Below are 17,320 nucleotides of genomic sequence, written 5' to 3'. Positions count from 1 at the left end.
CGGGGCTGCGTGGTCTCAACTGACGAAGGGTGCTCCGGTCCGGGGCTCCCCGGAGTCCGGAGGGACGGAAACAGCATGACCACGATCCTGGTGACCGGCGGGACCGGCACGCTCGGCAGGCTCGTCACCGAGCGGCTGCGGGCGGACGGGCACGAGGTGCGGGTGCTCAGCCGGCACGCCCAGCCGTACGCCGTCGACCTGCGCGAGGGCGGGGCCGGGCTCGACGCGGCCCTCGCGGGCGTGGCGACGGTCGTGCACTGCGCGAGCAGTCCGCGGGGCGGCGACGAACAGGCGGCGCAGCACCTGCTCGCGGCGGCGCGGCGGGCCGGGGTGGGCCACCTGGCGTACATCTCCATCGTCGGCGTCGACCGGGTGCCGTTCGGGTACTACCGGTCCAAGCTCGCGGTGGAGCGGCTGATCGAGCAGTCGGGGCTCGGCTGGACCGTGCTGCGCGCGACCCAGTTCCACGACCTGCTGGCGATGTTCTTCCAGGGCCTGTCCAGGCCACCCGTCATGCTGGTCCCGGCCGGGGTGCCGGACCAGCCGGTGGAGGTGGCCGAAGTCGCGGGCCGCCTGGCCGAGTTGGCCGCGGGGGCACCGGCCGGCCGGGTGCCGGACATGGGCGGACCGGAGGTACGGTCGTTCGACTCGCTGGCCCGCGCCTACCTACGGGCGACCGGCCGCCGCCGGGCCGTGGCGAACGTACCGCTCCTCGGGAAGACCTACCGCGCCTTCCGCACGGGCGGCCACCTGGCACCGGACCAGGCGGTGGGCAAGGGGACCTTCGAGGAGTACCTGACGCGGAGGTTCGGACAGGGCTGAGTGCGGGGCGGGGTGGAGTCGCTCGCCGGATGCGGCCGCTCCGGCGCCGGGTTCCGGCGCGCCCCGGCGGATCCTCGCCCGGCGGGGCGCGCCGGGCGGCGGTGCGGTACTGCCCGATCGGGCCCCGCCCCGCTGGTCCGCCCGGCCGCGGTCGGCACCAACTCGCCGTCCCACACGCGGCTTTCCGTTCGGCGAGCCAGTGCGCGACCGGCTTGGCCGCTTCCCCACTCTCGGCTCGCTCGAGCGGGGGGAACCCCCTGCGCGGGGGCACCCCCTGACCCCGCTCACCGGCGCCGATCAGGCACCGCGCATTTCCTCCGGCCCGATCCGCCGGACAGGCCTAGCGCTCGGGCGGCGCGAAGAGCTCGTCCTGTGCTCGCTCCCGGGCCGTCAGGAGGGCTCCGCGCAGCACGGCGGTGCCGCCGAGGCTGCTCGGCCGTACCTCGGTGGGCAGGGGCGACATACGGCACAGCCGCTCCGCCACGAGCTCTGCGAGTACCGCTCCCCCGGCCTGGCCGACCTCCCCGCCGAGCACCACGCATCCGGGGTCCAGGACGGCCACTGCGGAGGCGACCCCGACGGCGACCCGGTCGGCCAGGGCCCGGAGGAAGCGGTGGGCGGGGGGAGGCGCTGCCGGCGGAATGATCGGAACCGGCTGCCGCGACACCTCCGCCACAGCGGCCCGCACCACCTCAGCCGCCCCCGGCCCGTCCGTCGTGGCCGGGACCGGCAGGCCGCACTCCGCCGCCAGGGAAACGATCGCCGCCGCCCCCGCCAGTGAGTGGAAGCCGCCGTCGCAGTCTCTCGCCGAGGGCAGTGAGCCGGTTCCCGGGACCGGCAGGAAGCCGATCTCACCCGTGCCGCCCGAGGCGCCGCGACGGAGCGTGCCGTCGAGGACGACGGCGGCGCCGACGCCGTGGCCCAGCCAGAGCAGGACGAAGGTGTCCCGGTCGCGGGCGGCGCCCTCGCGCTGCTCGGCCACCGCGGCCAGGTTGGTCTCGTTCTCCACGGTGATCCGGGCCTCGGGCAGCCGTTCCTGCAGGGCCGCGGCCAGGCGGCGGTGCCAGGCGGGCAGGCCACCGGAGTCGCGGAGGTCGCCGGTGGCCGGGTCGATGAGGCCCGGCGCTCCGATGCCGACGGTGTGCAGCCGGTCCGCGCCGGCCTCCTTCGCCGTCCGCTCCACCGCCGTCACGACCTGCTCCACGGCGGGCCCGGTCCCGGTGTCCCCGCCGATCGGCACGGACGCCTCGGCGAGCACCCGCCCGACGAGGTCCGAGACCAGTACGAAGACACCCTCGGTGCGTACGTCGAGCGCGGCCAGGTGGGCGCGGTCGGCGACGATGCCGTACAGCCGGGCGTTCGGGCCCCGGCGCAGCTCGCCGGACTCCCCGACCACCGTGATCAGGCCGGAGGCGGTGAGCCGGTCGACGAGGTCCGCGACGGTCGGCCGGGACAGTCCGGTCAGCTGCTTCAACTGCCCTGCCGTCAGCGGGCCCTCCTGCTGCAGCAACCGCAGGGCGAGCCGGTCGTTGATGGCCCGGGCGGTGCTCGGTGATGCGGGCATGACGGGAATCCTCCCAGATGCGGGCGGCGGTCATACTCCCTATCTATCAGGCAGGGTCCCTGATAGTTTACGGCGGTGCCGCGAGGGCGCGGTTGTGGAACGTCCGGGGAGGGGCTGGAACATGAGCGACGTGGGCTGCTCGCGCGACGAAGCCAGGCGCGCCCGGTACGCCGTGGCGGCCGTGTTCGCCGTGCACGGCGCTGTGACGGGCTCCTTCGCGACCCGTGTGCCATGGATCCAGGACCACGCCTCGCTCGGCGCGGGGCAGCTCGGGTTCGCCCTGGCGTTCACGGCCTTCGGCGCCTCGTGCGCGATGCCGCTGGCGGGCCGGATCAGTCACCGCTTCGGCAGCCGTACGGCCCTGCGCGGGCTGATCACGCTGTGGACGCTGTCGCTGATCCTGCCGTCCCTCGCGCCGAACCTGTACACGCTGTGCCTGGCGATGTTCGCCTACGGCGCGACCGCCGGCATGGCCGACGTCGCGATGAACGCGCTGGGGGTCGAGGTCGAGCGGCGGCTCGAAAAGTCGGTCATGTCGGGCCTGCACGGCATGTGGAGCGCGGGCGCGCTCATCGGCTCGGCGGCAGGCACCCTCGCCGCACACCTCGGCTCGGACGCGCGCGTGCACCACGCGTTCGCCGCGGCGACCCTCACCCTGCTCGGCCTGCTGGCCTGCACCTGGGTGCTCGATGTGCAGCCCGCCGAGGACGAGGAGCCCCCGCCGCGGTTCGCACTGCCGCCCCGCTCGGCGCTGCTGATCGGCGCGGTCGGCTTCTGCGCGGTGTTCGCGGAGGGAGCGAGCCTCGACTGGTCCGCGGTGTTCCTGCGGGACCGGCTGGACGGCTCGGCCGGTCTGGCGGCGGCGTCGACGACCGGGTTCATGCTGACCATGGCAGCGGCCCGGATCGGCGGCGACGCGGTGGTGAACCGCTACGGCGCCGTCCGCACCGTCCGGGCCGGCGGTGCACTCGCCGTGCTGGGCGGCCTGCTGGTGGTCGTCGCAGGGCATCCGGCGGTGGCGATGGCCGGTTTCGCGCTGATGGGGCTCGGGATCGCCGTGGTCGTACCGCTGTGCTTCGCGGCGGCCGGACACGCCGGACCCAACCCCAGTCAGGCCATCGCGGGCGTGGCGACGATCACCTACACCTCGGGACTGATCGCGCCCGGTCTGATCGGCGGGGTGGCGCAGGCGACCAGCCTGGTGGTCTCGTTCTGCGTGGTGACCGCGCTGGCGTGCGGGCTCGTCCTGTTCGCGGGCGTGCTGCGCACCGCCGGGCGCGGCGGCCGGACGCAGGTCAGTCCGCAGGCCTCAGCAGTTTCCGACCCACGGCCCTGAAGGCGTCGCTCCACGGCGCGGGGCGCATGGTCGTCGCGTCCAGCCGGACCAGGACCCGGGCGCCCTGCGCGTAGGTCTGCGTCCCGTCGGCCGAGCAGAACCGGAAGCCGTAGGTCAGGCCGGTGGTGCCGAGCCGTTCCAGCCAGAGGTGGACGGCGTAGGCGCCCGGGCGGGTCACCGGCGCCTCGTAGCCGATGCGCAGTTCGCGGACGGCGTTGCAGGCGTCGCCGGCGGCCACCCAGTCGCCGTCGAAGCGGACACCGTGCTCGTTCCACAGCTCGGTCCAGGCGCGCTCCACCATCAACGGGTAGCGGGCGTTGTGAAGCAGCCCGAGCGCGTCCAGGTCGTCGAAGTGGACGGTGACGGGTATCAGCCGGCCGTAGGCGACGGCGGGGGCGATCGGGGCTTCGGCGGTCACGGGAGGGGCTCCTGAACGGCGGGGTACGGGGCGGCGGGGACACCCCATACTAAGCGACCGCTCAGGAGGTCTGATCGGGAAGCCCCCTGGTCAGGCACAGGGCGGGCGGTAGGCCAGAGCGTCGCCCACGTAGCGTCGCCACTGCTGGGCGGTGAGCGTGTTCCTGGTGGTGGCGCAGATCCTGTCGATGGCCTCGGCGGCATGGGTTCCCCACAGCCGAACCGAGAAGTCCCCGCCGCCGGAGGCGAGTGTCCGGCCGTCCGGACTGAACGCCACCGACCAGACACCGCCGTTGTGGCCGATCAGCTGTCCGCCCAGGGGTGAGGGCCGGTCCGGATCCGACACGTTCCACAGCCGTACCGACTGGTCGAAGCTCCCGGTGGCGAGTGTCCGGCCGTCCGGGCTGAACGCGACCGACCAGACCGCGCTGGTATGGCCCTTCAGCGGCTTGCCGCGCAGCGTGGGCCGGTTCGGGACCGAGACGTTCCACAGCCGCGCTGTGAAGCCGTAGCTGCCCGTGGCCAAGGTGTGTCCGTCCGGGCTGAACGCCACCGACGAGACGCCGTACGAGTCGGGAGCGAGGGGCCGCACGCGCAGAGCGGGCCGGGCGGGATCCGACACGTCCCACAACCGCACCGTGGCATCGGCACTCCCCGTGGCGAGCGTGCGGCCGTCCGGACTGAACGCCACCGAGTTGACGGCGCCCGTGTGGCCGGTCAGGGGTGCGCCCAGGCGCAGGGGACGGGCGGGATCCGACACGTCCCACAACCGCACCGTGGCATCGGCACTCCCCGTGGCGAGCGTACGGCCGTCCGGACCGAACGCCACCGAGTTGACGGCGCCCGTGTGGCTGGTCAGGGATGCGCCCAGGCGCACGGGCCGGGCGGGATCCGACACGTCCCACAACCACACCGTGGCATCGGCACTCCCCGTGGCGAGCGTACGGCCGACCGGACCGAACGCCACCGAGGACACCGGCCCGGCCTGACCCGTCAACGGCTTCCCCAGGAGCTGCGGGCGGGCTGGATCCGACACGTCCCACAACCGCGCCGTCCTGTCGTAACTGCCGGTGGCCAGCAGGTGCCCGTGCCGGCTGAACGCCGCGGAGAGGACGGAGTTGGCGGGGCCGATGAGCCAGGTGGCGGGGATGTTCCACAGGCGGACCGAGCCGTCGTAGCTGCCGGTGGCCAGGGTGTGCCCGTCCGGGGCGAACGCCACCGCGGCGACCAGGTTGGTGTGACCGGTCAGGGTCCGGCCGATGAGTTTGGGGCTCGCCGGATTGGACACGTTCCACAGCCGCACCACCGAGGCACCGCTGCCGACGGCGAGGATCCGGCTGTCCGGGCTGAACGCCACCCGCGTCATGACGTTCCTGTCCTTGCGCAGCGGTCCGCCGCCGGATTTGGGGTGGGCCGGGTCGGACACGTCCCACAGACGTACCGAGGAATCGCCTTGGCTGGTCGCGGCCAGCAGGTGCCCGTCCGGGCTGAACGCCACCGACGAGACGATGCCGGAGTGGCCCTTCAGCGGCTTCCCCAGGGGCACGGGCCGAGCCGGGTCCGACACGTTCCACAACCGGATCGTATTGTCGGCGCTCCCCATGGCCAGGGTCCGGCCGTCCGGACTGAAGGCGACCGACCAGACACCTCCCTCGGGTCCTGTCAGCGGCTCGCCCAGGAGAGTGGGCCGGGCAGGATCCGCCATGCTCCACAGGCGCACCGTCCGGTCGTAGCCGCCGGTGCCCAGGAGTCGGCCGTCGGGGCTGAACGCCACCTGGGAGACCCCGGCGGCGTGGGCTTTCCAGGGCGTGCCGAGGGGGGCGGGGCGGGCCGGGTCCGAGACGTTCCAGAGCCGTAGCCGCGCATCGGCACCCGCAGCCACCAGCGTGTGCCCGTCCGGGCTGAACGTCACGTCGTTGGCGACGGCGTCGCCCACGAGCGGCGCGCCCAGGGGTCTGGGCCGAGTCGGGTCCGAGACGTTCCACAGGCGTACGGTCTTGTCGTAACTGCCGGTGGCCAGGACGCGGCCGTCGGGGCTGTACGCCACCGAGGTGACGCGGTCGCTGTGACCGCTCAAGGGGGTGGACAGCGGATCGTCCGCGGTGGTGATCAGCCTGGTGTAGGTCTCGTCGTCCGGTCTCATCCGGTAGGCGACGAGGTTGAGTTGGGCGGACAGGGACAGATCGGTGTCGTGCAGCTGGTCCGCCTCGGCGAGCAGGCGGTTGTAGACGGCGAGGTCGCGCTGGTCCAGCGCCTCGCCTCGCTGCTGGAAGGCGAACGCGGCGGCGGCCGAGGCGATCAGTCCGAGCGCCGCGAGAACGGCGATCACCGTCCTGCGGATCCGCGTGGTGCGGCGTCGTGCCCGTGAGCAGGCGGCCAGGAAGTCCTGGGCGAGCGTGCTCAGGGTGCCGGGCGGGGCGGTGGCCGCCCATGTGCCCGCCACTTCCAGGCGACTGCCCCGGTAGAGCAGGGACGTGTCGCGATGATCGCGTTCCCAGGCCGCCGCCGTCTCCTCCAGGTTCTGGTGGGTCAGTCGGCCGGCGCGGTCGGCGTCGATCCACTCGCGCAGCCGCGGCCAGCTGTGCAGGAGGGCTTCGTGGGTGATCTCGACGGTGTCCCGCCGGCGCGTGAGCAGCCGTGCTCGGGTGAACTCGTCCACGACCGCGTCGACGGCCGTGTCGACACCGGCCAACTCGGCGCGGGCGAGCCGCCGTCGAGTGTCCTCGCCCCCCTCCCGGACCTTGACCAGCCGAAGGAACAGCGACTGCGTGATGCGCTGCCCTTCGGCGTCGAGACGGGCGAAGACCCCTTCCGCGGTGGTCGCGATGGCGCGCTGGATGCCTCCGGTGGCCTGATAGCCCTGCACGGTGAGCGTGGCACCGTGCCGCTGCTGCCAACTGACGCGCAGGGCGTGCGCCAGCAGTGGCAACCGCCCCGCCTCGTAGCCGGCCTCATCGTGTGCCTCCTGGGATTCCTCCTGGGATTCCTCCTGTGCTCTCTGTGCCCTCTGTGCTGTCTGTGCTCCAGGTGATTCCTTTGCTCCCCCTGCCCGCTCCGTGGGGGATCCCAGATCTCGCAGGAGGAGTTCGACGAGTCCGGGCTCAAGATCGAGGCCCACGTTCCGGGCGGGAAAGCGAATCGCCTCGCGCAGCTCCAGATCCGACATCGAGCCCACGACCAGCGGGGCGTCCTCCAACGCGGTGCGCAGCTGGGGAAAGTCGACGCAGGAGGCGTAGAAGTCCGCGCGGATTCCGAGAACGACCAGACCCACGGGGTGGGGCCCGGCCGGCTTGGCCGCCGCCTCGTCGTCCGCTCGGCCGCCTGCTGTCCGGCTCAGCAGGTCGACGAACGTGCGCCGCTGCCGGTCGTCGGAGCAGAGCGTGAAGATCTCCTCGAACTGGTCCACCACCAGCACGACCCGTGCGGGGTTTTCCCCGCCGCCGCAGTGGTGGTGCCCCAGCGCCCGTCGCAGCAGCGGAACGCACTGGTGCGGGTCTGCGGTGAGGGTCGCCGTCAGCGCGGCCGGGTCGGTACCGGTCAGCGTGGCGAGCTGGGTGGCCAGGGCGCGCAGGGGTTCGGCGGTGGGCGTGAACAGCATCTTCGGCCAGCGGTCGGACCCCGGCAGAGCGGCCTGGTCGAGTCCGGCCAGCAGACCGGCCCGCAGCAGCGACGACTTCCCCGCACCGGACGGCGCCACCACCACCTGGGCTCGCCCGGTGCGCAGGCGCTGGTCGAGGCGGGCCATCAGGTCCGCGAGCAGCCGGTCCCGTCCGAAGAACCACTGTGCCTGCCCCTGCTCGAACGGGGCCAGACCCGGGTAGGGACACTCGGCCCCGGACACGGGAGCACCGGGTGCGATCCGGCGCTGCTCGTGCGCGCCGTCGGTGTAGTGGACGTGCTGGTCCCGGCCTGCCTGGAGGATGGTGGCGTGGTCGGTGGCGCGTGCCTGGAGGTGGATCCCGTCGCCCGCTGGCTGCGGGGGATCCGATGCGGGGGGTGTCTGCTCGTCGGGGCCCATCGATCACCTCTCCGTGATGTGCTGGTCCCGTCCCGCCTGGTAGATACGGCCGCTGTCCTTGGCCACCGCCGTCATGGTGACCGTGGTGCCCTGCTGTGCGGTCCGGGCCAGGGCCGGCGCCAGTTCGTCAGCGAGCAGTCGGCGCAGTTCGGCGGCGACTGCCGGGTGTGCTGTCAGCAGCGCGGCCAGCCGGCCCTCCCACTCACCGACCAGCTCCCGTTCGGCCTGCCCGTCTTCGCCGTCCCGGGCGGTGAGCACCCGGGAGCGGGACTCCTCCAGTGCTGCGCGCACCGCGTCCGCCCGCTCCGGCTGCACCTGCCGCCACAGCCTGCCCACCGCGGCCCGTGCCTGCTCCCAGCCCGCCGTTGCCAGCAACTGCACCACCGTCGTGGCCGCCGCAGACGCCAGCGCCACCAACTCAGGATCCATCCCGTGCCCCCGTCTTACCGATGACCCGTCAACTTCCCGACGACACCACCTCATTACCGGTTCCAGCAGCCCCTGCGCTACCCCTTGGAGGTACGGTCGTCGTCGCTCGGCGTATCCGCTGCAGGGCGTTCCGGACCATGCTGCCGATGCGGGAGTTCGCGCGGGCAGCCGGGGCCGTACAGATCGCCGGCACACAGGAGGTGGGACGTCGGTCCGCCACCGCGGGCCGGGACGAACAGGGTGAGTGCGATGGTGGTGGCGGTGTCGAGTGGCCCCTCGCGCAGCGGCCGCAGATCCGCCACCGCGTCCAGTCCGGGCCGATGGATGCGGTCAGCGTGCCAGGTCGTAGGCGTAGGAGGGGGTGAACGTGCCGGCCGCGCCCTTGCAGCCGTCCGACTCCCCCGGCAGCTTCACCCACAGGTAGGCGTCGACACCGGCCTCACCCGTGGTCATGGTCGGCGCCCTGCCGATCCTCCGGCCGGCCGGGTCGCACCACTGGCCGTCGGGCGGGGCGCCGTTGCCGTTGCGGCTGGTGTCGATCACCGCGCCGAGGGACTCCGGCCCGCCGAGGGCGTCGAGCACCTGCCGGTCGTAGGCGATCTCGTCGGCCGTGGTGCGGAAGTTGGAGACGTTGCTGAAGATGCCGTCGGAGGCGAGGGCTCCCGCCTGTTCCAGGAGGGCGGCCTGCTTGGCGGGCGGGTTCCAGCCGGAATGGCCCGCGTCGTAGTAGACCCGCGCGCGGGGGTTCGCCGCCTTCAGGGTCCGGCCCGCGCGGGCGAGCGAGGCGAAGCGGGCCGCGCGGTCGGCATCCGAGAGGCAGTCGGACTGGGCGATCGAGTCCGGCTCCAGGATCACGATCACCTCGCCGGAGCCCAGCCCTCGGGCGAAGGCGTCGATCCAGGCGTCGTAGGCCGCGAGGTCCGGCGCCCCGCCCCGGGAGGCGCCGCCGCAGTCGCGGTCGGGAATCGCGTACGGCACGAGCACCGGGACCCGGTCCTCGGCCGCCGCACCCGCGGTGACCGCGCGCACCCGGGCGGCGATGGTGTCCGGGCTGTAGTCGGCGAACCACACCGCGGCCGGCTGGTCGGCGATCCGGGACTCGATGAGGGCGGTGCGCGGGTCGGCGGGGTGGGCGCGGACCCAGTCCAGCACCTCGGAGTCGGGGTGGCGGTACAGAAGGGACGTCACGGGGGTGGTCCGCTGCTTCCTCTCCGTGCGGGCCGGGGTGGGGGTGGGGAGCCGGTGCTTCGGCGTTGCCGTGGGAGTTCGCGTGGCCCTCGAAAGGGAAGGCGACGGCGAGGGGATGGCCGGCAGCGGCGCGAGACTCGGTGTGCGGGTCGCCGCGGGCCGGGCCTGGTCAAAGCCCCGGCCGTTTTCCAGCGCGGAGATCATTCCGGTCACGGTGCCGACGACGGTGACCACCGAGGCCGCCGCGACCATCGCCGCGCGCCGCAGGGCCCGCCTGCGCTCGGCGCGGCGCGCGGCAAGGCGCCGGGTACGTAAGCCTGACACAGTGTCGCTCCCCCTCATCCCGCACTGTGCCGCTCCCGCCCGCCCTCCCTGCGTTCCCCCGTTCCGGCGAAGCGCCGGGCCCGTCGGCACGCGGGTCAGCCTAGGGCTGGGACCCTTCCCTCATGGCGCAGTTGGAACACTTCACCCCGCCCGTCGACGCCGTCCTCGCGCGGATGCGCGCCCTCGACGCGGAGTTGTCCGAGCGGGACGGGGTGGCCGTGTTCAACCGTGTCTACCTCGCGGTCACCGAGGAGGTCGACCGGCACCTGGACGCCGGGAAGTTCCCGGACCCGCGGGCGGCGACCGCGCTGGATGTCCGGTTCGCCGAGCGGTACCTGACGGCCGTCGACACGGTGACCCGGGGCCGCCGTCCGCCCGCCTGCTGGCGGCCCCTGTTCCAGTTCCGCCGCCATCCCGGCGTACGGCCGATGCAGTTCGCGCTGGCGGGCATCAACGCGCACATCGGGCACGATCTGGCGCTCGCCGTGGTGGACACCTGTCGTACGCTCGACTGCGAACCGGCCGACCTTGAGGACGAGTTCGACCGCGTGGGCGATCTCCTCGTCTCGCTGGAGGAGCGCATCCGCGAGGATCTGATGCCGGGTCCCGACCTGCTCCAGATCGCCGACCCGCTCACGCATCTGCTGGGCTCCTGGAGCCTGGAACGGGCGCGGGACGCGACCTGGGCGGCGGCCAGGGCCCTGTGGGTACTGCGCCGCTGCGAGGACGTCGCCGAGGAGTTCACCGAACGCCTGGACGCGGCGGTGGGCTTCGCGGGCCGCATGCTGCTCACGCCGCTGCCCGACTGAGCCGGCCTGATCCTGCCGGCGCGCGAGCCTTTCCGGAACTCCTGTGTGATCGCTGTACGTTGACCGGAAGGCACCCGATTGCGAAGGAGCACCGGTATGGCGACCCGGCTCGGTCTGAGTCTTCCCCAGATGCGGCAGTACTCCATCGGCAAGGACGTACCCGACGTGGCACGCACCGCCGAGCAGATCGGCTACGACAGCCTGTGGGTCTTCGAGCGGGCCCTGTTCCCGGAGCCCGCCACCCAGGGCCTGTACGGCGTCGAGGGCCTTCCCTGGCCCGACCAGTACCGGAGCGTGGCGGACCCGCTGATCACGCTCACCCTCGCCGCCGCGGCCACCGAGCGGGCCCGGCTGGGCTCCAGCGTGCTGGTCGCGCCGCTGCACCAGCCGTTCCAGCTGGCGAAGGCGCTCGCCTCGCTGGACGCGGCGAGCGGCGGCCGGGTGCTCGCGGGCTTCGGCACCGGCTGGTCCGTGGACGAGTACGCGGCCGCGGGGATCCGGCCGATCGAGGAGCGCGGCCAGGTGCTGGACGAGATCATCGGGGTGTGCCGGGCGGTGTGGGGCCCGGATCCCGTCGTCTACGACGGCAGCATCACGAAGATCGCGTCCGCCGTGGTCGGTCCGAAGCCCGCCCGGCCGATCCCGATCCTGCTGGCGGCGATGAACAAGAAGGCGCAGCGGCGCCTGGTCGACCACGCCGACGGCTGGCTGCCGGTAGGCATGGGTGCGGAGCAGGTCGCCGCGCAGTGGCAGGCCCTGCAGGAGCTGGCCGAGGAGCGCGGCCGCAAGGAACCGATCCAGACGGTGCTGCGGGTGAACACGATCCGCCTGCCGAAGGCGTACGACGGCGCCGACCGCCAGCCCTTCCAGGGCAACGTCGACCAGATCGTCGAGGATCTGGCCGCCCACGCGCAGATCGGCCTGGAGGAGATCCTCCTCGACCTCCAGGGCACCGCGCGCGATGCGCAGGAGCTCAAGGACGTCGCCGCCGAGGTGTTTGAGAAGGCGCGGGCAGCCGGAGTCTGAGTCCGGCCGCCCGCGCCTCGGCACAGGGGGTGTGGATCCCGGTCAGTCCTCGGGCAGTTCCACCGGGGCGATCTCGTCGTAGACGTCGCCCGGGCCGGGGTTGACCGGGTCGGTCTCGCCGCCGAAGTGGTGCATGACGCCCCAGACCGCGTTCAGCGCGGTCTGGATCGCGCCCTCGGCCCAGCCGGCCGTCCAGGAGATGTCGTCGCCGGCCAGGAAGATGCCCCGCTTGTCCTCGGGCAGCCGGTCCTGCATGAAGTGCGTGAACAGGCGGCGCTGGTAGCGGTAGTGGCCGGGCAGGTTGGCCTTGAACGCGCCCATGAAGTAGGGCTCGTTCTCCCAGGAGACGGTCACCGGGTTGCCGATGATGTGCTTCCTGATGTCGACCTTCGGGTAGATCTCGCCGAGCGACTTCAGCATGACCTCCATCCGCTCGTTCGCGGACAGCGGCAGCCACTTCAGGCTGTCGTCGCACCAGGTGTAGGACAGGCAGATCACGGCGGGCTTGTCCGGGCCGTCGTCCAGCAGGTAGGTGCCACGGGTCATGCGGTCGGTGAGCGTCATCGACATGACGTCCCGGCCGGTCTCCTCGTCCTTGTCCAGCCAGAACGGCCGGTCCACGGGCACGAACAGCTTGCTGGACTCCATGTAGTGGGTCCGCTCGATGGCCGTCCAGTGGTCGATCGGGAAGAGCGAGTCGTCACAGGCGATCTTGGACAGCAGCATCCAGGACTGGGCGGTGAAGACAGCCGCCTTGAAGGTGCGGATGTCGCCGTTCGCGTCCGTCACGGTGATCTGGTTGCCCGCGGTGCGGTGCAGCCGCGTCACGGCCGGGCGCGGCTCGCCGTCCACGTGCAGGGACTTCAGCGAGGTGCCGTAGGGCCAGTGGACGATCTTCTCCGGCTCACGCTCCCACAGGCGCAGCGGCAGCTGCTGAGAGCCGCCGACGATGCCGCGGTGGTGGTCGTCGGCCTCGGTGTAGACGACCCGCAGGATCTCCAGGATGGAGTTCGGGAAGTCGGTGTCCCAGCCGCCGGTGCCGAAGCCGACCTGGCCGAAGATCTCGCGGTGCCGGAAGGACTTGAAGGCCTCGGAGTCGCAAAGGAAGCCGTAGAAGGTCTGGTTGTCGAGCCTCTCGACCAGCTTCGCCCAGATCTCGCGGATGCGCGGCACGTCCCGCTCGCGCATGGCGCGGTTCATGTCGGAGAAGTCGGCGCCCTCGTCGAGGCACTTGTTCCAGGCCTCGGCGACGTCCCGGTACACCTGGGGCAGGTCGGCGATCGTCTCGGCGTAGTGCGACTCGCCCTTGAGGTCCACGACGGTGGACGGGGTGGCCTCGGCCAGCGGGTTCGGGAAGGGACTGGTCTCCAGGCCCACCATGTCGATGTAGTGCTGGAGCGCGGTGGAGGACGGCGGGAAGCGCATCGCGCCCATCTCGGCGGTGAGGGACGGGTCGCAGCCGTCGAAGCCCACGGTCCGCAGGCGCCCGCCGATCTGGTCGGCCTCGTAGACGACGGGCTTGAGGCCCATCTTCATCAGCTCGTAGGCGGCCACGATGCCGGACAGACCGCCGCCGATGACGGCGACCTCGCTGCCGTGCTCGGTCGCGGGGATCTGGCCGAGGCCCGCCGGGTGGGCGAGGAAGTCGTCGTAGGCGTAGGGGAAGTCCGGGCCGAACATGGTGATCGGCGGCTGCTGCTCGTCGGCGTGCTCGACGGCGTTGGGCACCGTGGACGTCATGGGGTACGGACTCCTTGCGCGGGGGTGATACGGGGAGGGAAGCTCGGGGGGGGTCAGACCAGGGACCCGTACAGGCCGGGGCGGCGGTCGTTCAGGTACGGGTTCGCCTCACGGGAGGCGGCCAGGAAGGCGGGGTCGGCGTCGGCGAACACCAGCTCCTCGCCGCGGCCGGCGCGGGTGCGGGCGATGCCGTCGGGGCCGGCGAGGACGGACAGTCCGACGAACTCGAACTCGCCCTCGGGGCCGACCCGGTTGACGTACGCGACGTACATCTGGTTCTCCCACGCCCGCACCGGCACGAGGGACTCGGCGACGAACTGGAAGGGGTGCATCTGCGCCGTCGGCACGATCAGCAGGTCGGTGCCGGCCAGCGCGTGGGCGCGCACGTTCTCCGGGAACTCGACGTCGTAGCAGATCATCAGGCCGACGGTCAGGCCGTTCAGCTCGGCCTGGACGACCGGCTGCTCGCCCGGCGTGAACTGGTCGCGCTCGAAGCAGCCGAAGAGGTGGGTCTTGCGGTAGTTCGCGAGCCGGGTGCCGTCGGCGGAGATCAGCTGGGCGGAGTTGTAGACGGTCTCGCCGTCGCGCTCCGGGTAGCCGTAGGCGATGGCCAGGCCGTGCCGGGTGGCGATCTCGGCGATCGCGTCGGCGGAGTCGCCGTCGGCGGGCTCGGCGAGGCGGGCGACGTCGTCGCCGATCGCGTACCCGGTGAGGAACATCTCCGGCGCGGCCAGCAGCGCGGCGCCCGCGGCGGCGGCCCGGCCCGCGGCCTCGTCGAGGACCTTGAGGTTCTCGACGACGGAGCCGGGGCGGCCGGAGCTCTGGAGCAGGGCGGTGCGCATGCGGGATCCTCACCGGAAAGGGGGGTTTTGGGGGCCAGTTAGAAGGTACGGTCGGCGCGCTCGGCCGGACAAGCAGGAGCCGTTGCGCGCCGGTGCACGGTTCGTTGCGTGGAGAGGGGGTCGGGCGGCGATTCGTTGCGTGCCCCCCGGAACGGTTCCCGTCCTCCCTGAGACGCAGGTCACGGCCGGGTTTCCCCGCCGGACGGGGGAGGCGAGGTGCCGCCCGCGGGGCGATGTGCGTGCGGCCCGCCGCCGGGAGAGTGGTGAGCGTTCAGTTCACGCGCTTGACCTGCGGAAAGGACCGTCATGCAGCGCCGTACGAAGATCGCCGCCGTCACCTTGGCCACCGCCCTGCTGATCATCACCGGGGCGGAGGGCGCGGCGATGGCCTCGGGGGGCGGGGTGCACCAGCACCAGCACGTGCGCGAGGCCGCCTCGCTCACCGGCAAGGCCAAGCTCTACCGGTCGGCCGGGGACGACACCACGTTCTCCTTCGACGCGCATCTGGCGGCGAAGGACAACATGAACCCGCAGAAGGCCACCGGCACCTTCACCTTCAGTCACTACCTGCACGGCGACGGCGCCTGGGCCAAGGCGAAGGTGGACTGCCTGGTCACCGGAGGGAAGGTCGCCGTCGTCTCCGGCGTGATCACGGCCTCGGACCTGCCGGGGGCCAAGGGCAAGCGGGTCGGCGTCACCGTCGACGACCTCGGCCGGCACGACCGGCTGGGCTACAGCTGGGCCGGGGTCGGCAGCCCCACGGACACCAAGGACCTGCCGCCGTGCGTGTCGTCGGCGCCCTTCGAGAAGGTGAAGCAGGGCACGGGTGACTTCGAGGTCGTCCCGTGGAACCCGGCGCTCTGAGGGTCACCCGACGCTGATGACCACCTTTCCGAGCGGGCTCGCCGACTCGTAGTACCGGTAGGCCTGCGCGGCCTCCTCGAACGGGAAGACCCGGTCGACCACCGGTCGCAGCCGGTGCGCGGTGATGGCGTCGTTCATGGCCGTGAACTGGGCGCGGCTGCCCACGGCCACCGCCCGGACGGTGGCGGCGGCACCGAACAGCAGCCGGGCGTCGATCGGGGGCCAGTCGCCGGAGACGGCCCCGACGAGGGCGACATGCCCGTCGACGGCGACCGATCTCAGTGACTGGTCCAGTGTCCCGGCGGTGTCGATGACGCGGTCGACGCCCCGCCCGCCGGTCAGGTCCCGGGCGGCGCGGTGCCGGTCGATGATCATCCGGCTCGCCGAATCCCTGGAGGTGCCGAGGCGCGAGCGCAATGAGCTGCTGCTCGCGGCCGGATGCGCACCGGCGTACCCGCAGACCCGCCTGGACGACCCGCGGCTCGAACCGGTGCGCACCGCGCTCGAGCGGATCCTGGACGGCCATCTGCCGTACCCGGCGGTGGTCGTCGACCGGCACGGCGACCTCGTCCCGGCCAACGCCGCCTTCCATGCGCTCACCGCCGGCGTGGCCCCGCACCTGCTCGTCCCGCCCGTGAGCGTTCCCCGGGTGCTGCTGCATCCGCAGGGCCTGGCGCCCCGCATAGTCAATCTTGAAGAGTGGGCGTGGCACATCATCGACCGGGTGGGGGCCGAGAGCCTGCGCAACCCGGACGACCGGCTGCGGCGGCTTGCGGCCGAACTCGCCGAGCCGGCACCGGCGCGGCCGCGCGAGTCACCGGACCACCTGGGCTTCGCCGTACCGCTGCGGCTGCGGGCACCCGGTCGTGACGACGACCGGGAGCTGACGCTGATCACGACGCTCACGCACTTCGGCACGGCCACCGACGTCACGATCGCCGAGCTGCGGCTCGAGGCGTTCCTGCCGGTGGACCAGGCGACCGCCGCCCCTGCTGGTCGAACTCGTCCAGGGCCGGTCCGGCGCCCTGGCTACAGCTCCTTCAGCCGCTCCACGATCTCCCGCAGCAGCCCCGGATCGGCAGCCGGACCGGTGACCGGCAGGCGCCGGGGCGCGTCGATGCGGACCAGCCCCGCCTCGGCCAGGTCGCCGAGCAGGACCCGGACGACGGTCAGGGGCAGGTCCGCGTCCGCGGCCAGCTCGGCCACGGGGCGCGCGCCGCGGCGGATCAGATCGAGCAGCGAGGCGCGGGCGTGGTCGAGGTCCGGGTGCGCCACGCCGTCCGGCTCCAGGGCGGTGACCCGGGACATCAGATCGAGGGCGTGCCCCTCCGAGGGCCGGGTGCGGCCCCGGGTCACGGTGTAGGGACGGACCATCGACCCGGTCTCGTCCTCGTACCAGTGCTCGTCGCTCACCGCGGGATCAGGGGGCCGAGCGGGTGGCGGCGTCCAGGTGGCGGCCGAGGCGGCGGACGAGCAGGGCCATCTCATGGGCGAGCTGTCCGACGTCGGTGCGCGCCTCGCTCAGCACGGCGAGGCGGCTGCCGTGGCCGGCCGGGGTGATGAAGAGGTAGGCGTCCTCCAGCATGACCATGGTCTGCCGCACCTCTCCCGCCTCGAACCGCTCCCCCGCCGAGCGGGCCAGGCCGTGGAAGCCGGAGCAGACGGCGGCCAGGTGCTCGATGTCCCGGCGGCGCATGCCCTCCGAGGAGCTCAGCGGAAGGCCGTCGGCGGTGAGCAGCACGGCTTGGCGCACATGGTCGGTGCGGGCCACGAGGTCGTCGAGCAGCCAGCCGAGATCCGTACCGGGCGCTCCGGCGGGCGGACCCGGGTTCTCGGGGTTCTGGTCGTCACCGTGCATCGTCGGTGTCCGTCCCTTCGTCGGCGTGGGCGGTGGCGTCGTCGGGCGCGGGGGTGGGGTGATCGGGGGTGGGGGGCAGGTGG

General features: G+C 72.8%; 15 protein-coding genes and 1 pseudogene. 6 read left to right on the top strand and 10 right to left on the bottom strand.

Annotated features, from left to right (window positions below; translation table 11 throughout):
• The first annotated feature begins 75 nt into the window (after positions 1-75).
• Complete coding sequence (locus AQI88_RS13075) at positions 76-822, top strand: SDR family oxidoreductase (protein WP_066996965.1); 747 nt, start codon at positions 76-78, stop codon at positions 820-822.
• Between the two features lie 340 nt (positions 823-1,162).
• Here the strand turns inward: AQI88_RS13075 and AQI88_RS13070 are convergent, their stop codons facing one another.
• Positions 1,163-2,386: an ROK family transcriptional regulator gene (locus AQI88_RS13070; RefSeq protein ID WP_066996962.1), complete on the bottom strand. Its 1,224-nt coding sequence runs from the start codon at positions 2,384-2,386 to the stop codon at positions 1,163-1,165.
• Between the two features lie 121 nt (positions 2,387-2,507).
• On the opposite strand from AQI88_RS13070, the gene AQI88_RS13065 reads away from it, so the two are divergent.
• Positions 2,508-3,722, top strand: coding sequence for an MFS transporter (locus tag AQI88_RS13065; RefSeq protein WP_066996960.1), 1,215 nt, complete (start codon positions 2,508-2,510; stop codon positions 3,720-3,722).
• On the opposite strand, the gene AQI88_RS13060 is transcribed toward AQI88_RS13065, so the two are convergent.
• From AQI88_RS13060 to AQI88_RS13040, 4 genes are all read right to left on the bottom strand, one after another.
• The gene (locus AQI88_RS13060) at positions 3,682-4,140 is read right to left on the bottom strand and encodes an acyl-CoA thioesterase (protein ID WP_066996957.1); all 459 of its coding nucleotides are present in this window, start codon (positions 4,138-4,140) and stop codon (positions 3,682-3,684) included. The genes AQI88_RS13065 and AQI88_RS13060 overlap by 41 nt on opposite strands.
• 90 nt (positions 4,141-4,230) lie before the next feature.
• The gene (locus AQI88_RS13055) at positions 4,231-8,157 is read right to left on the bottom strand and encodes a WD40 repeat domain-containing protein (protein ID WP_066996954.1); all 3,927 of its coding nucleotides are present in this window, start codon (positions 8,155-8,157) and stop codon (positions 4,231-4,233) included.
• A 3-nt stretch (positions 8,158-8,160) separates the two neighbouring features.
• On the bottom strand, positions 8,161-8,571 hold the full coding sequence (locus tag AQI88_RS13050) for a hypothetical protein (RefSeq protein WP_317935891.1): 411 nt from the start codon (positions 8,569-8,571) through the stop codon (positions 8,161-8,163).
• 345 nt (positions 8,572-8,916) lie between these two features.
• Positions 8,917-10,026: a glycoside hydrolase family 6 protein gene (locus tag AQI88_RS13040; protein WP_066996943.1), complete on the bottom strand. Its 1,110-nt coding sequence runs from the start codon at positions 10,024-10,026 to the stop codon at positions 8,917-8,919.
• Between the two features lie 194 nt (positions 10,027-10,220).
• Here AQI88_RS13040 and AQI88_RS13035 point away from each other — a divergent pair, with 194 nt between their 5' ends.
• A complete protein-coding gene (locus AQI88_RS13035; RefSeq protein WP_066996940.1) occupies positions 10,221-10,907 on the top strand; it encodes a DUF5995 family protein in 687 nt (228 codons plus the stop codon).
• 96 nt (positions 10,908-11,003) lie between these two features.
• Positions 11,004-11,933, top strand: a complete 930-nt coding sequence (locus tag AQI88_RS13030; protein WP_066996937.1) for an LLM class F420-dependent oxidoreductase — start codon at positions 11,004-11,006, stop codon at positions 11,931-11,933.
• 42 nt (positions 11,934-11,975) lie between these two features.
• Here AQI88_RS13030 and AQI88_RS13025 read toward each other — a convergent pair whose 3' ends face one another.
• Together AQI88_RS13025 and AQI88_RS13020 are read right to left on the bottom strand one after the other, a co-directional pair.
• Positions 11,976-13,673, bottom strand: a complete 1,698-nt coding sequence (locus AQI88_RS13025; RefSeq protein WP_066996934.1) for a flavin monoamine oxidase family protein — start codon at positions 13,671-13,673, stop codon at positions 11,976-11,978.
• A 53-nt stretch (positions 13,674-13,726) separates the two neighbouring features.
• Positions 13,727-14,515 (bottom strand): carbon-nitrogen hydrolase family protein, encoded by a 789-nt coding sequence (locus AQI88_RS13020; RefSeq protein WP_066996931.1) that lies wholly within the window; start codon positions 14,513-14,515, stop codon positions 13,727-13,729.
• Positions 14,516-14,821: 306 nt separating this feature from the next.
• Between AQI88_RS13020 and AQI88_RS13015 the strand changes: the two genes are divergently transcribed.
• The gene (locus AQI88_RS13015; RefSeq protein WP_066996928.1) at positions 14,822-15,379 is read left to right on the top strand and encodes a Repetin; all 558 of its coding nucleotides are present in this window, start codon (positions 14,822-14,824) and stop codon (positions 15,377-15,379) included.
• Between the two features lie 3 nt (positions 15,380-15,382).
• Here AQI88_RS13015 and AQI88_RS47630 read toward each other — a convergent pair whose 3' ends face one another.
• The gene (locus AQI88_RS47630) at positions 15,383-15,754 is read right to left on the bottom strand and encodes a zinc-binding dehydrogenase (RefSeq protein WP_066996924.1); all 372 of its coding nucleotides are present in this window, start codon (positions 15,752-15,754) and stop codon (positions 15,383-15,385) included.
• Here AQI88_RS47630 and AQI88_RS47625 point away from each other — a divergent pair.
• A pseudogene (locus tag AQI88_RS47625) lies at positions 15,690-16,355 on the top strand (MmyB family transcriptional regulator); the annotation flags it as partial. The gene AQI88_RS47630 and the pseudogene AQI88_RS47625 overlap by 65 nt on opposite strands.
• Positions 16,356-16,408: 53 nt before the next feature.
• On the opposite strand, the gene AQI88_RS13005 reads toward AQI88_RS47625, so the two are convergent.
• Together AQI88_RS13005 and AQI88_RS13000 are read right to left on the bottom strand one after the other, a co-directional pair.
• Positions 16,409-16,753 (bottom strand): DUF742 domain-containing protein, encoded by a 345-nt coding sequence (locus tag AQI88_RS13005; RefSeq protein ID WP_066997203.1) that lies wholly within the window; start codon positions 16,751-16,753, stop codon positions 16,409-16,411.
• Between the two features lie 46 nt (positions 16,754-16,799).
• Positions 16,800-17,237 (bottom strand): roadblock/LC7 domain-containing protein, encoded by a 438-nt coding sequence (locus AQI88_RS13000; protein WP_066996921.1) that lies wholly within the window; start codon positions 17,235-17,237, stop codon positions 16,800-16,802.
• Positions 17,238-17,320: the final 83 nt, after the last annotated feature.

Origin of the sequence: Streptomyces cellostaticus (genome assembly GCF_001513965.1) — a bacterium.
GTDB classification, from domain to species: domain Bacteria; phylum Actinomycetota; class Actinomycetes; order Streptomycetales; family Streptomycetaceae; genus Streptomyces; species Streptomyces cellostaticus.
Note: the sequence above shows the minus strand (reverse complement) of the source record. Positions and strands in the feature narration are given on the sequence as shown.